This is a genomic window from Micromonospora sp. CPCC 205546, from assembly GCF_036902715.1.
Taxonomy (GTDB): domain Bacteria; phylum Actinomycetota; class Actinomycetes; order Mycobacteriales; family Micromonosporaceae; genus Micromonospora.
Genome location: NZ_JBAKHL010000010.1, coordinates 50,766 through 64,948, shown reverse-complemented (window position 1 = coordinate 64,948; position 14,183 = coordinate 50,766). Strand labels below are relative to the sequence as shown.

Genomic DNA, 14,183 nt, shown 5'->3' with positions numbered 1-14,183 from the left:
CCCGCGGGGTCAGTCGCGCAGCGGCACCGACCAGCACACCTCGGTGCCCCGGGGCTGCGCGGGGCGTACGTGGAACTCGCCGCCGTGACGCTCGGCGCGCTCGCGTAGGTTGACCAGGCCGCCCCGCGCGGCGGCCGGGTCGCAGCCCACCCCGTCGTCGGTGACGGTCACGGTCACCCGGCCCGCGTCGACCCGCACCGCCACGGTCACGCGGTCGGCCTGCGCGTGCCGTACCGCGTTGGAGAGCGCCTCGCGCAGCACGGCGGTGAGGTCGGGGCGGACCGCGTCGGGCACGGCGCTGTCGATCGGCCCGGTCAGCTCCAGGCGGGGGCGGTGGCCGAGCGACTCGGCGGCCACCTCGACCGCCTCCCGGATCTCGGTGCGCAGGGCGGCGCTCATCGGGGTGCGCAGCTCGAAGATGGTGCGGCGGATGTCCTTGATCGTGGCGTCCAGGTCGTCGACCGCCGCGTTGATCCGCCGGGCGACCTCCGGCTTCGTCGTCATCGGGGCGGCGCTCTGCAACTGCAGACCGGTGGCGAAGAGCCGCTGGATGACCACGTCGTGCAGGTCCCGGGCGATGCGCTCGCGGTCCTCCAGGACCACCAGCAGCTCCCGCTCCTCCTGCCCGCGGGCCCGTTCCATGGCCAGCGCGGCCTGCCCGGCGAAGCTGCTCAGCAGGGCCATGTCGTCGTCGTTGGCGACGGGCGCCCGGTCGGCCCGGTGCGCGATCACCAGCACGCCGTGCAGGATGTCGGCGGTGGCCAGCGGCGCGACCATCGCCGGGCCGGTGCGCAGCAGCGCCGGCCAGGGCGCGGCGTGGGCCAGGTCCGCCACCCGGTCGTGCCGGCCCTCGACGACGGCGGCGGCGAAGCTCGTCTCGGCCGCCGGCAGCACGGTGCCGACGAGGGCGCCGGCCTGCTCGTCGGCGCCGTCCACCACCTCGACGGTGAACTCCTCGGCGTCGGGGTCGTAGAGCAGCACCAGGGCGACCTCCGCCTCGGCGACCTCGCGGGCGCGCCGCGCGACCAGCGCCAGCGCGTCCGTGCGGCGTACCTCGCCCAGCAGCACGCCGGTGATCTCGGCGGTGGCCGCCAGCCAGCGTTCCCGGCGGTGGGCCAGCGCGTAGAGGCGGGCGTTCTCGATCGCCACGCCGGCCGCGGCGGCGAGCGCGACGACGATCTCCTCGTCGTCCTCGGAGAACTCCGCGCCGCCCTGCTTCTCGGCCAGGTAGAGGTTGCCGAACACATGGTCGCGGATGCGCACGGGCACGCCGAGGAAGCTGTGCATCGGCGGGTGGTGCGCCGGGAACCCGTAGGACTTCGGATGCTGGGTGATGTCGGGCATCCGCAGCGGGCGCGGGTCGTCGATGAGCAGGCCGAGCACGCCCCGCCCGTGGGGCAGGTCACCGATCCTGGCGTGCAGCTCGGGGTCGATGCCGTGGGTGATGAAGTCGTGCAGCAGACGGTCGTGGCCGATCACGCCGAGCGCGCCGTAGCGGGCGCCGACCAGTCCGCAGGCCGACTCCACGATCCGTTGCAGGGTGCTGCGCAGATCCAGGTCGGTGCCGATGCCGACCACCGCGTCGAGGAGGGCGCGCAGCCGCTCCCGGCTGGTCACCACCTCGCCCACCCGGTCCAGCATCTCCTGAAGCAGCTCGTCGAGCCGCACCCGGGACAGCGGGCTGAGCCCGAGGGAGGGGGTCACGTGCGGTTCGGGGCGGAGGTTCGGTTCGCTGGCGGCCACCGGGCGATGGTAGCCGCCAGGTGGCCGTGGCCCAGGCTCCGCTACTCGTCGGTGGAGCGCACCGCCGAGGTGTCGACCACCTGCGCGACGGCCAGGCGCGGGGTGTGCGGCGGGCCGGCGTGCGCCGGGTCCGCGAGCCCCAGCCGGATCACGAGGTACGGGTAGCCGAGGCCGGCCAGCAGCCCGCGCAGCGTCTGCCGGGTGCCCGCGACCTCCACCACCCCGCTCAGCGGCACGACGGAGATCCCGAGCCGGGTGGCGGTCAGCCAGGCGGCCGAGAGCGCCTCGCCCGCGCGCAGCCAGCTGTCCGGCTCGTCCTCGTCGCCGTAGAGCACCCCGTACACGGCGGCCCGGTCGTGGCCCGGACCGACCGGCAGGGTGCCGGGGCGGCCGAAGTCGCGAGCCGGCACGGTGGTCCGGGGCGCCTCCGCGGGCAGCACCTCCGGCGGCAGGCCCGTGCCGGTGCCGTCCCGGCTGGTCCAGTACTCCAACTCCTCGCGCAGTTGCGGGTCCTCCGCCTCGACCGAGGCGGCGCGCCCGGCCGCGGCGGCCAGCTCCAGGACGTTGTCACGGTCGAGGAACTGCAGCTGGCAGCCCTCGGCGGCGACCGTCGAGGCGATCTCGCCGAGGTCGGCGGTCGGCACCGGCTCGTCGCTGACCGGGCGCCGGTCGGTGTGGCGCACCTGCATGCACTGCACCAGGCGCATGGCCTCCGGGTCGGCCTGCGTGCGGGTCGTCGCGGTCAGCCGGGCCAGCAGGTCGCCGTCGGCCGGGTCGGGCATCCGCTCCACCACCGCGGTCCAGCCCTGCGCGGTCAGCGCGACCCGCGCGTGGTGCAGGGCCGCCCCGCAGCTGTACGCCAGCAGCCGGCCCTCCGGATCGGTCGCCGTGAGCTTCGGGTCGCGGACCACCCGCAGCTCCAACGCGTCGGGCAGCACCCGCCACCGCCACGGCTGGCTGTTGTGCACCGACGGGGCGTGCCCGGCCGTCGCGGCGGCCTCCGCGAGTGCGGTGGTCAGCGGACGATCCGTCGCCGGCGTCTCGTGGCTCATGGTCACGACCTTTCGTTTCTCCCCATCGTGCCCCAGCCCGACGGTGCCCCGGGCGGGGTTGCCGCTCCATCCTGCGACATGCCCGGCGACCACGCACGGTACGCAGGTCCCGGCGCGGCAGGACACTTCGCCCCCGGCGGTTCGCCCGGATGCCCTCCCCGACCCCGCGGACGCTGAGACGATCCGCAGGTGGGGACGGAGCCGCGGGAGTGCGTGCCGGAGCAGCCGGTACGCAGGGACCGGTCGCGCCTGCTGCTGTGGGCGCCGCTGGCCGGGGTGACGGCGCTGGTGCTGGCCGGGACGGCGCTGTGGCTGGGCAGCCGGCGGGACGCGGCCGAGGCGGTGTGGGCGTCCGCCACCGTGGCCGCCCTCGCGCCCGCCGCCTGGTCGGTGCTGCGGCAGCTGTGGCGCCGGCAGTTCGGGGTGGACGTGATCGCCGTGCTGGCCCTGATCGGGGCGCTGGTCGTACGGGAGTACCTGGCCGGGGCGGTGATCGCGGTGATGCTGGCGACCGGGCGGGCGTTGGAGGCGTACGCCCAGGGGCGGGCGACCCGGGACCTGCGTGCGCTGCTCGCCCGCGCCCCCCGCACCGCCCGGCGGCGCGCTCCGGGCGGGGGCGTCGAGGAGGTGCCGCTGGACCGGGTGACGGCGGGGGACCGGCTGCTGGTCGGCCCGGGCGACGTGGTGCCGGTCGACGGGCAGGTCGACGAGCCGGTCACCCTCGACGAGTCGGTGGTGACGGGCGAGTCCCGGCTGGTGCGGCGCGCGGCCGGCGAGCGGGTCGCCAGCGGCGTGGTCAACGCCGGTGCCGGCTTTCCGATGCGTGCGACGCGCGACGCGGCGGGAAGCACCTACGCGGGCATCGTCCGCCTCGCGGAGGAGGCGACCGCCCACAAGGCGCCGATGGTCCGCCTCGCCGACCGGTACGCCGCGGCGTTCGTGCCGTTCACCCTGGTCCTGGCCGGGCTGGGCTGGCTGCTCTCCGGCGAGTTCGTCCGGGCGGTGGCCGTGCTGGTGGTCGCCACCCCGTGCCCGCTGCTGCTGGCGACGCCGATCGCCATCGTGTCCGGGCTGTCCCGCACCGCCCGGCGCGGGATGCTGGTGCGCGACGGCGGCTCGCTGGAACTGCTCGGCCGGGCCCGCACCCTGCTGGTCGACAAGACCGGCACGCTGACCGCGGGCCGCCCCCGCGCCGCCGAGGTGGTGGCCGCCCCCGACGGCGACCGCGACGACGTGCTGCGCCTGGCCGCCTCGGTGGAGCAGCTCTCCCCGCACGTGCTGGCCCGCGCGCTGGTGGCGCAGGCGCGCGAGCGGGGCCTGCCGCTGACCGAGCCGGCGGGGGCGACCGAGGAACCCGGCCGGGGCGTACGCGGGTCGGTCGACGGGCGGCAGGTCCGGGTCGGCCAGCTCGACGGCGACCTGCCCGACTGGGCGGGGCGGGCCAGGTCCCGGGCCGAGTTGGCCGGCCGCTCGGTGGTCTGGGTCAGCGGCGAGCGGGGCCCGCTCGGGGCGATCCTGCTGGAGGACCCGGTACGCCCCGACGCCCGCCGCACCGTGCGCCGGCTGCGCGAGGCGGGGCTGGAGCGCATCGTCATGGTCACCGGGGACCGGCCCGACGTCGCCGCCCAGGTAGCGCGGGTGGTGGGCGTGGACGACGTGGTCACCCGGTGCTCGCCAGCGGAGAAGGCGGCCCGCGTACGCGAGGAGGCGCGCCGGGCGGTCACCGTGATGGTCGGCGACGGGGTCAACGACGCACCCGCCCTCGCCGAGGCGCACGTCGGCGTGGCCATGGGCGCCACCGGGGCGACCGCCTCGGCCGACGTCGCCGACGCGGTGCTCACCGTCGACCGGCTCGACCGGCTCGCCGACGCGGTGGAGATCGCCCGGTACGCCCGCCGGATCGCGGTGCAGAGCGCCACCGTCGGGATGGGCCTCGCGGTGCTGGCGATGCTGGCCGCCGCCCTCGGCCGGCTGCCCCCGGTCGCCGGGGCGTTCCTCCAGGAGGGCATCGACGTGCTGGTGATCCTCAACGCGCTGCGCGCCCTCGGAGGCGGACTGCGCCGGCGCGACGTGCCGCCGGGCACGCGTGAGCTGCTCGACCGGTACGCGGCCGCACACCGCGGGATCCGTGACGTGCTCGCCGCGCTGCGGGACACCGCCGACATGCTCGCCACCGCCCCGTACGCGCCGGAGTGCCTGCCGGCGCTGCGCGAGACGCACCGCAGGCTGACCGATGAGGTGCTGCCGCACGAGGCGGCCGAGGAGCGTCAGCTCTACCCGGCGCTGGCCGACCCGCTGGGCAGTGCCGAGGCCACCTCGACGATGAGCCGCGCCCATGTGGAGATCCGGCGGCTGGTGGACCGTGTCGGCGTCCACCTCGCGCAGGCCGGCGACGGTCCGCTGCGCCAAGACCAGCTCACCGACCTGCTCGCCGCCCTCTACGGCCTGGAGGCGATCCTGCGGCTGCACCTCGCGCAGGAAGAGGAGGACTACTTCTCGCTGAGCCCGGCGGAGCCGGCCGGGATCCGGTGAGCGCCCGCCGGCGGGCGGTGCGTGACGGAGGGGCCCCGCGCGGGGCCCCTCCGTTCGTCACCGTTCCCGGACCACCGCCACCGGGCAGTGCGCGTGCTGGATGAGCTGCTGGCTGACCGAGCCGAGCAGCATCCCCTTCAGGCCGCCCCGGCCCCGGGTGCCGACCACCACCAGGCACGCGTTGCGGCTGCCGTCGACCAGCAGGGACGCCGGGCGACCCTCCGCCACCTCCACGGTCACCGGCACGTCGGGGAACGTGGCACCCCACCGGGCCAGCGGCTCGTCCAGCTCGGCCCGGTCGGCCGCCGCGGCCTCCCGCGCGTCCGGACCCGACGGCGGACGCTGGCCGGTGGGCGGATGCCAGGCCCGCACCACGTGCAGGGGTACCCGTCGGGCAGCGGCCTGCTCGAACGCGAAGCCCAGGGCCCGCAGTGAACACTCGGATCCGTCCACGCCGACCGCCACGTGCCCGCTGCGTCCCCCGAGGGCAGCCTCACCACGGACGACGACGACCGGGCAGTGCGCGTGCGCGGTGACGGTGACGGCGGTGGAGCCGACCAGCAGCCCGCCGAAGCCGCCATGCCCCCGGGTACCCAGCACCAGCAGGTCGGCCTGCGCCGAGCGTTCCTGCAGCACCAGCGCGGGCGGCCCGTCGAACACCTCAGCCGTGACGGTCAGTTCCGGGTGCGCGGCGGACGCGTCCGCCGCCGCCTTGCGTACCAGCTCCTCGACCTGCCGGCGGGCCGTCTCGTCCGGCCAGACACCGGGGGCGATGCCGGGACCGATCCAGCCGGCCACGGTGAGCCACTCGAAGACGTACGCCAACCGCACCGGCCGCCCGCTGCGACCGGCCTCGTCCAGCGCCCACTCCAGCGCGGCGGAGGCGTCGGCGGAGCCGTCGTAGCCGACCAGGATCTCGTCGCCGCTCATCGGTCCCACCTCTCGTTCGCGGCCGCTGGGCTCGCAGGCTCACTCCTCGCGCTCACTGGTCACCCCGCAGTCCCGGGTCCGTCTCGCGCACCCAGCGCCACTCCGCGACCCGGGGGTCGTCCTCGCCGTGTTCGCGGGTGTAGTCCCGGCAGGACTGCCGCGCGTCGACCATCTCCTGTCGCAGGTGCGCGGCCCGGTCGGCCAGCCCCGGCACCCGGTCGATCACGTCGATGACCAGGTGGAAGCGGTCCAGGTCGTTGAGCATCACCATGTCGAACGGCGTGGTGGTGGTGCCCTCCTCCTTGTAGCCGCGCACGTGCAGGTTGGCGTGGTTGGTGCGGCGGTAGGTCAGCCGGTGGATCAGCCACGGATAGCCGTGGTAGGCGAAGATGACCTGCTTGTCCCGCGTGAAGATGGTGTCGAACTCCTTGTCCGACAGCCCGTGCGGGTGCTCGGTCGGCGGTTGCAGGCGCATCAGGTCGACCACGTTGACGACCCGCACCTTCAGCTCCGGCAGGTGCCGGTGCAGCAGGTCCGCGGCGGCCAGCGTCTCCAGGGTCGGCACGTCCCCGGCGCAGGCCAGCACCACGTCCGGCTCGCTGCCGGCATCCGTGCTGGCCCAGTCCCAGATCCCGATGCCGCGCCGGCAGTGCTGGACGGCCTCGTCCATCGACAGCCAGTTCGGCGCGGGCTGCTTGCCGGCCACCACGACGTTGATGTAGTGCCGGCTGCGCAGGCAGTGGTCCATCGTGGAGAGCAGGGTGTTGGCGTCCGGCGGCAGGTAGACGCGTACGACCTCGGCCTTCTTGTTCATCACGTGGTCGATGAAGCCCGGGTCCTGGTGCGAGAAGCCGTTGTGGTCCTGCCGCCAGACGTGGCTGGAGAGCAGGTAGTTCAGCGAGGCCACGGGCTTGCGCCACGGGATGCCCCGGGTCACCTTCAGCCACTTGGCGTGCTGGTTGAGCATGGAGTCGACGATGTGGATGAACGCCTCGTAGCTGGTGAAGATGCCGTGCCGGCCGGTCAGCAGGTAACCCTCCAGCCAGCCCTGGCACAGGTGCTCGGAGAGGACCTCCATCACCCGTCCGTCGGGCGAGAGGTGGTCGTCGCCGGGCACGGTGCCGGCCATCCAGGCCCGGCCGGTGACCTCGAACGCCGCGCCGAGCCGGTTCGAGGCGACCTCGTCGGGGCCGAAGAGGCGGAACGTCTCCGGGTTGGCGGTGATCACGTCGCGTACCCACGGGCCGAGGGCGCCGGTCGAGCCGGCCACCGTCGCGCCGGGCCGCTGCACGTCGACGGCGTAGTCGCGGAAGTCCGGCAGCGCCAGGTCACGCAGCACCAGCCCGCCGTTGGTGACCGGGTTGGCGCTCATCCGCCGCTCGCCCCTGGGCGGCAGCGCGGCCAGCTCGGCGACCGGTGCGCCGGTGGCGTCGAAGAGTTCCTCCGGCCGGTAGCTGCGCAGCCAGCGCTCCAGCTCGGCCAGGTGCTCCGGGTTCTTGCGTACCTCGGACAGCGGCACCTGGTGGGCGCGGTAGGTGCCCTCGACCTGCTTGCCGTCGACGTCGTGCGGCCCCGTCCAGCCCTTCGGCGTACGCAGGACGATCATCGGCCAGCGGGGGCGCTCGACGGCGCCGCCCGAGCGGGCCCGCCGCTGGATGGCGGCGATCTCGTCCAGCGCCCGGTCCAGCGTGCCGGCGAGGGCCTGGTGCACCGTCGCCGGGTCGTCTCCGGCGACCACGTACGGCTCGTAGCCGAAGCCGCGCATCATGGCCAGCAGGTCGTCCTCGTCGATCCGGTCCAGCACCGTCGGATTGGCGATCTTGTAGCCGTTGAGGTGCAGGATCGGCAGCACCGCGCCGTCGCGGGCCGGGTTCAGGAAGACGTTGGAGAGCCAGCTGCCGGCCAGCGGGCCGGTCTCCGCCTCCCCGTCGCCGATGACGCAGGCCACCAGCAGGTCGGGATTGTCGAACGCCGCGCCGTAGGCGTGGCTGAGCGCGTACCCCAGCTCGCCGCCCTCGTGGATCGAACCCGGCACCTCCGCCGCCACGTGGCTGGGGATGCCACCGGGGAACGAGAACTGGCGGAAAAGCCGGGCCATGCCGGCCTCGTCGCGACCGATGTGGTGGTAGACCTCGCTCCAGGTGCCCTCCAGCCAGGTGTTGGCGACGACCGCCGGACCGCCGTGACCGGGCCCGGTGACGAACAGGGCGGACAGGTCACGGGCGACGATGACCCGGTTGAGGTGGGCGTAGAGCAGATTCAGGCCGGGACTGGTGCCCCAGTGCCCGAGCAGGCGCGGTTTGACGTGCTCGGGAGCGAGCGGCTCGCGTAGCAGCGGGTTGTCCAGCAGGTAGATCTGCCCGACGGTCAGGTAGTTCGCCGCTCGCCAGTAGGCGTCCAGCCGACGCAGCTCGTCTTCGGTCAGGGGGCTGTGTAGGTCGAGAGCGGTGTCCATACTGCATGAGCCTCTCGCGGGTAGGGGAATCCTGCATCCGCAGAGTGCGGATTCGTCCGGGCCGGCCTCAGCATTCCGGTCGACGCCGGTGTGGATCAGGGCCGTTGGTCCCGTGAGGGCTGGGCGTTGCGCCCGTCCATCGGGATCCCCGTCAGCCCGCGCACCACGACCAGCGGCGCGGGGGAGTGGTAGAGCATCGCCTGGCTCACCGCCCCGAGCATGCCCCGCCACGGCTCGTCGCCCCGGGCGGCGACCAGCGCCACCTGCGCCGAGCGGGACTGCTCCACCAGGACCGTGCCGGGGTCACCCCGGATCGTGTGGCACTCCGTGGCCACCGACGGGAACCGGTGCGCCGAGCGCGCCACCATCCCGGCGAGCAGTTCGGGGTCTTCGGCGTCCTCCTCCGGCTCGACGACGCGGACCGCCAGCAGCCGGGCCTCCCGCCCGGCCGCGCACTCGAACGCCCAATCCAGTGCGCCCTGCGAGCTGCCGGTGCCGTCCACCCCGACCAGCACCGGCCCCTGCGGCGGCGGCTCCCGGCGGGCCACCAACACGGGGCAGCCGGCCCGGGCGGCGAGCTGCACCGCCGGCGCGTCGACCGACACGCACTCACCGCTGGTCGCCATGCCGCCGTCGCCCACGGCGAGCAGGAACGCCGACTCCGACCGGCGTACCAGGGTGGTGACGAGGGCACCCTCGACGATCTCACCGCTGACCGGCAGCGCGGGCTCGACCTCGTTGGCGATCCGGGTGGCCCGCGAGATCAGCTCCTCGGCGTCCGCACGCGGCCCCCCGACCGACGGCGCCTCCAGCGCGGCCGCCCAGTTGAACGCGTGCAGCAGGCAGAGCGGACGGCCGTGCGCGGCGGCCTCCTGCGCCGCCAGCCTGACCACCGGCAGGTTGCGCTCCGTGCCGAGCCCGACCAGCACCGCCGCGTCGGTGGGTGCGGCCATCCGAATCACCTCCGCAGGCGTCGCGCCCGGCCTTCCTGTCGAGGCTATCCCCGCAGGTACGACGCTGGCGCGGAATCGCGGGCGACGGTGGGCTCGGGCTGGTTGTCTGCGAAAAGTCCGGCCGCTGCTCGGGGTGTGGCTTCGGGGGCGCCGGATGGTGTGCGTGGCTCGACGTGCCCGCCCGTCGCCGTGCCGATCATGGAGTTGTGGTGGGCGTTATGTCGCCGAGCACTGGAACAGCTGACCCGACAGACTTTCCACCGCAAGGGGGATCGCTGGCCGGCACCCGAACCCGGGGTGCCGGCCAGCGGCGTCTGCGTCGGTGGGCCCCTGTCAGCAGGGAGTCGTGGAGTGGACCCGGACGACCACGGCGGTGGCGTTGTCGTCGCCGCCGGCCTCCAGGGTGCCGTCGAGCAGGTCCCGCACCGCCTCGTCCGGTCGCGGCGCCGCCAGGAGTTCCCGCATCAGGTGATAGTCGACCTGGTCGCTGACGCCGTCGGTGCAGAGCAGCCAGATGTCGCCGGGGCGCAGCGACACCGCGAGCAGGTCCGCCTCCGGCTCGTCGGGATGGCCGGCGTAGCGGGTGAGCTGGTAGCGGGCGCGATCGGCGGCGGGGGAGTCGACCGGGTACCAACCGTGCAGCACGCCCAGCCAGGCCGCCGTGTGGTCGACGGTGACGAGTTCCAGTAGGCCGTCGCGCAGCCGGTAGGCGCGGGAGTCGCCGAGCTGGACGAGCCAGCCCTGCCCGCCGTCGGGCTCCACGAGCAGGGCCGTCAGGGTGCAGCCGGTCAGCTCCGCCAGTTGGGCGCCGGCGGCGCGTACGGCTGACTGGACGTGGCCCACGGCGGCGCGCAACGTGCGCGCGTCGACCGCGGGCCAGGCGGCCCCGACCCGCGCGACCAGGGTGCCCATGGCCGTCGTGCCGGCGCGGCGGCTGCCCTCGCCGGCGCCCATGCCGTCGGCCACCGCGACGAACGGCAGTGCGGGGTCGACGTGCAGCACGTCGAAGTTGGCCGGGTAGCGGTTGCCGACCACGCTGCCGCCGGCGAACTCCAGCGTGACCTCGCCGAGCGGGAGACGGCGCACGTCATCGGGCACGGTGACCTCGGCGCGGCGGCCGGCGGAGGATGGGCACCGGCGGATCGTACTGTCGTACGCGTGCCGCGCCGAGCGCGACCAGCCGTGCGCATTCGGCCTCGAGCGCGGCCAGGCGCTCCTCGCCCACGAGCCCGGTGCCGGCCCGTACGTCGAGATGCAGTCGATTCCTGACGACCTTGTCTTCGGGTACGCGCTGGAAGAACAGTCGCGGGCCCGTTCGGCGATCTTCAGCCACAGGGTGTCAACATGGGTTGACATGGCGGTGCTGTCAACGTAAGTTGACGACATGAGTCAGGCAACGGAACTCGCGGCGGCAGCCGGCAGCACCGACCCCCGGGTCGGGCTGCGCGCCGTCCGCGCGCTGCGCCGGTTGCTCGAGCGGCTCGAGGTGGTCCAGGTGGACAACGCCCGTCGACAGGGCTGGTCCTGGCAGGAGATCGCCGACGAGCTCGAGGTCACCCGGCAGGCGGTCCACAAGAAGCACGCCGGTCGTCCGGCCGTCGGATCCTCCTGGGAGGCATGATGTTCGAACGGTTCACCGACCGGGCCCGCACGGTCGTGCGGCACGCCCGGGACGAGGCCCGGACCGAGGGCCGAGGGCCCGTCGGCACCGAGCACCTGCTGCTCGCCCTGCTCGCCGACGGCGACGGCCTCGCCGCCCGGGTGCTCGCCGAGGCCGGCCTGCTCGCCGACGACCTGCGGGCCCGCGTCCGCCGGCACACCGAGCGGGGAGCGACGGGCCTCGCCGACGCCGACGCCGTGGCCCTGCGCGAGATCGGCATCGACCTGGCGGCCGTCGTGGCCCGGATCGAGGAATCCTTCGGCCCGGACGCGCTGCGCGAGGCCGCGCCGGCGCCGCGCCGCCGCTGGGGCCGCCGACGGTACGCGGGCGGCCCCTTCTCCCCGCGCGCCAAGAAGGTGCTGGAGCTGGCGCTGCGGGAGGCGTTGCGACTGCGCCACCGGCACATCGGCACGGAGCACATCCTGCTCGGAGTGCTCCGCGAGGGGCAGGGCCCGGGCGCCCTGGTGCTCACCGAGGCCGGCGCCGACCTCGACGACCTGCGCCGCCGCGTGGAGACGGCCCTCCGCACCCCGGCCTGACCCACCCCCACCCCCACCCCCGTCCCCGCCCGTCGATCATGAGGTTGGGGGTGAAGTGGATCTCAGGGACCACGGTCAACCTCATGATCGACGGGCGTCGGGACGGCCCGTCCTCGCCCGGCGCAGCCGGGGGTGTCGGCGGGGCGGTGGGGGGTCGGGTGGGGGTCGGGTGGGGGTCGGGTGGGCGTCGGGTGGGCGGCGGAGCGGTGGGGCGTGCGGCAAACCCGTTCTCCCTGCGCCCAACGTCACCGCGCCGTCGGGTCGCTGCCGTGCCGGATCTGCTGCACACTGGCGCCGTGGATGCTCGACAGGACAAGGGACGCGCGGCGCACGACGGCGGTCTGCGCTCGGCCGTGGTGGTCAACCCGGTGAAGGTGGCCGACCTCGACGAGCTACGTCGTACGGTCCACGACGCCCTCGCCGCGGCCGGCTGGCCCGAGCCGCTGTGGTTCGAGACCACGGTCGAGGACCCGGGCCGGGGCCAGACCCAGGAGGCGGTCGAGGCCGGCGTGGACGTCGTCTTCGCCTGCGGCGGCGACGGCACCGTGATGGCCTGCGTCAGCGGCCTGGTCGGCACCGACGTGGCGCTCGCCGTGCTGCCCCAGGGCACCGGCAACCTCCTCGCGGCCAACCTCGGGCTCTCGGGCGACCTGGCCGCCGGGCTGGAGGTCGCCGTCGAGCGTGGCCGCCGACTGCTCGACGTCGGCGCGGTCGAGGACCACTACTTCACGGTCATGGCCGGCATGGGCTTCGACGCCCAGATGCTCGCCGACACCTCCGAGACCACCAAGAAGCGGATCGGCTGGCCGGCGTACGTGGTGGGGGCCGCCCGGCACCTGCGCGACCGGCCGATGAAGGTCTCCATCCGCATCGACGACCAGCAGCCGATCCGTCGCCGGGCCCGCTCCGTCCTCGTCGCCAACGTCGGCCGGCTGCAGGGCGGCGTGCGCCTGCTCACCGAGGCCGAACCGGACGACGGATACCTCGACGTCGCGGTGCTCACCCCGCGTACCCTGCGGCACTGGCTCGCGCTCGGCTGGGCGCTCGTCCGTCGGCAGGACAGCGTGCCCCGGATGGAGGTCTTCCGGGCCCGACGGGTGGAGATCACCAGCAACCGGGCCCAGCCCCGGGAGCTCGACGGCGATCTCATCGAGCCGGGCCGCACCCTCAAGGCCGAGATCCGGCGGCGGGCGCTGTGGCTCTGCGTTCCGCAGCCAGCGCAGGATCCCGACCTGGCCGAGGACGCGCAGGCGGCCGCCGAGCGTGGTGAGCGGCTCATCGAGGAAGCGCGCCGTGAGTAGCACCCGGATGGTGCCGGAGACCCGGCTCATGTCCGACGAGGAACTCAACGCCGACGACGCCTGGCACACACTGCGCCGGCAGGGCGGCTGGCACCTGCTGCGGGACGCGTTCATCCGGTTCCGCTACGGCGACGGGTTCAGCCACTCGCGCGCCTTCGCGCTGCAACTCTGCCTCGCCGTGGTGCCGTTCCTGATCGCGCTGACCGGCCTGATCAGCGAGCTCGGCGTGGAGGAGGGCGGCCGGGTGGTCGCCGACACGGTGCTGGCGCTGACCCCGGGGGCGAGCGAGCCCATGGTGGCCGAGCTGCTCGGCGAGGGGGACCGCACCGAACGGGCCGGGGAGCTGGCGCTCGGCCTCGGCCTGCTCACCGGCCTGGTGGCGCTGACCAGCACCATGGCCCAGATCGAGCGCGGCGCCAACCGGATCTACGGCGTGGAGCGGGACCGGCCCGCGCTGTGGAAGTACGTCCGCGCCACCGTCCTCGCCCTCATCGCTGGCGTACCGGCGCTCACCGGGTTCCTGATCCTCGTCGGCGGCGGTCCGATGGGCGACTCGGTGCAGCGGCACTACGCCTGGGGCGAGCTCGCCAACGCCGTCTGGGACGTGGTGCGCTGGCCGCTCAGTCTGGGCCTGACCGTCCTCGCCGTCGCGGTGATCTTCCGGCACGCCCCCCGCCGCAAGCAGCCCGGCCTGTCCTGGCTCTTCTTCGGCGCCGGCATCGCCACCGCGCTGTGGTGGGTGGCCAGCCTGCTGCTCGCCGCGTACGTGCGGTTCAGCGGCGGGTTCGGGCAGACGTACGGGGCGCTGACCGGGATGATGGCGCTGCTGCTCTGGGCCAACCTGACCGGCATGGCGCTCTTCGGTGGACTGTCCTTCGCCGCCCAGCTGGAGGCGCTGCGCATCGGCGTACGCGAGCCCGCCCAGCCCGACCTCTGGGAGCCCGAGGCCGGGCGCGGGGAGCTGCACGACACCGGCGAGATGAGCTCGCTGTAGCTCCGCTTCGGACACCCACCGGTG

11 protein-coding genes and 1 pseudogene are annotated in these 14,183 nt (G+C 74.7%); 5 read left to right on the top strand and 7 right to left on the bottom strand.

What is annotated here, in order from left to right:
• Positions 1-9: 9 nt before the first annotated feature.
• The gene (locus V6U77_RS08480) at positions 10-1,641 is read right to left on the bottom strand and encodes a sensor histidine kinase (RefSeq protein ID WP_334605759.1); all 1,632 of its coding nucleotides are present in this window, start codon (positions 1,639-1,641) and stop codon (positions 10-12) included.
• A gap of 143 nt (positions 1,642-1,784) precedes the next feature.
• A complete protein-coding gene (locus V6U77_RS08475; protein ID WP_334605677.1) occupies positions 1,785-2,795 on the bottom strand; it encodes an Acg family FMN-binding oxidoreductase in 1,011 nt (336 codons plus the stop codon).
• A gap of 189 nt (positions 2,796-2,984) precedes the next feature.
• On the opposite strand from V6U77_RS08475, the gene V6U77_RS08470 reads away from it, so the two are divergent.
• Positions 2,985-5,327, top strand: a complete 2,343-nt coding sequence (locus tag V6U77_RS08470; protein ID WP_334605676.1) for a heavy metal translocating P-type ATPase — start codon at positions 2,985-2,987, stop codon at positions 5,325-5,327.
• A 57-nt stretch (positions 5,328-5,384) separates the two neighbouring features.
• Here V6U77_RS08470 and V6U77_RS08465 read toward each other — a convergent pair whose 3' ends face one another.
• The 5 genes and pseudogenes from V6U77_RS08465 to V6U77_RS08445 all read right to left on the bottom strand — a co-directional run.
• Positions 5,385-6,257 carry a universal stress protein gene (locus V6U77_RS08465; protein WP_334605675.1) on the bottom strand — a complete coding sequence of 291 codons (873 nt, stop codon included), beginning with the start codon at positions 6,255-6,257 and terminating at the stop codon, positions 5,385-5,387.
• 52 nt (positions 6,258-6,309) lie between these two features.
• Positions 6,310-8,712: a phosphoketolase family protein gene (locus tag V6U77_RS08460; RefSeq protein ID WP_334605674.1), complete on the bottom strand. Its 2,403-nt coding sequence runs from the start codon at positions 8,710-8,712 to the stop codon at positions 6,310-6,312.
• A gap of 95 nt (positions 8,713-8,807) precedes the next feature.
• On the bottom strand, positions 8,808-9,665 hold the full coding sequence (locus tag V6U77_RS08455; protein ID WP_334605673.1) for a universal stress protein: 858 nt from the start codon (positions 9,663-9,665) through the stop codon (positions 8,808-8,810).
• 333 nt (positions 9,666-9,998) lie between these two features.
• The gene (locus tag V6U77_RS08450; RefSeq protein WP_334605672.1) at positions 9,999-10,751 is read right to left on the bottom strand and encodes a PP2C family protein-serine/threonine phosphatase; all 753 of its coding nucleotides are present in this window, start codon (positions 10,749-10,751) and stop codon (positions 9,999-10,001) included.
• 1 nt (position 10,752) lies between these two features.
• A pseudogene (locus tag V6U77_RS08445) lies at positions 10,753-10,977 on the bottom strand (VOC family protein); the annotation flags it as partial.
• Between the two features lie 72 nt (positions 10,978-11,049).
• On the opposite strand from V6U77_RS08445, the gene V6U77_RS08440 reads away from it, so the two are divergent.
• The 4 genes from V6U77_RS08440 to V6U77_RS08420 all read left to right on the top strand — a co-directional run bounded on the left by V6U77_RS08440 (position 11,050) and on the right by V6U77_RS08420 (position 14,159).
• The gene (locus tag V6U77_RS08440) at positions 11,050-11,286 is read left to right on the top strand and encodes an HTH domain-containing protein (RefSeq protein WP_334605671.1); all 237 of its coding nucleotides are present in this window, start codon (positions 11,050-11,052) and stop codon (positions 11,284-11,286) included.
• Positions 11,286-11,864: a Clp protease N-terminal domain-containing protein gene (locus V6U77_RS30030; RefSeq protein ID WP_442934400.1), complete on the top strand. Its 579-nt coding sequence runs from the start codon at positions 11,286-11,288 to the stop codon at positions 11,862-11,864. The genes V6U77_RS08440 and V6U77_RS30030 overlap by 1 nt, the downstream gene beginning before the upstream one ends.
• A 296-nt stretch (positions 11,865-12,160) precedes the next feature.
• The gene (locus V6U77_RS08425; RefSeq protein WP_334605670.1) at positions 12,161-13,165 is read left to right on the top strand and encodes a diacylglycerol/lipid kinase family protein; all 1,005 of its coding nucleotides are present in this window, start codon (positions 12,161-12,163) and stop codon (positions 13,163-13,165) included.
• Entirely contained in the window at positions 13,158-14,159 is a 1,002-nt protein-coding gene (locus V6U77_RS08420) for a YihY/virulence factor BrkB family protein (RefSeq protein WP_334605669.1), read from the top strand. Before V6U77_RS08425 ends, V6U77_RS08420 begins: the two co-directional genes overlap by 8 nt.
• Positions 14,160-14,183: the final 24 nt, after the last annotated feature.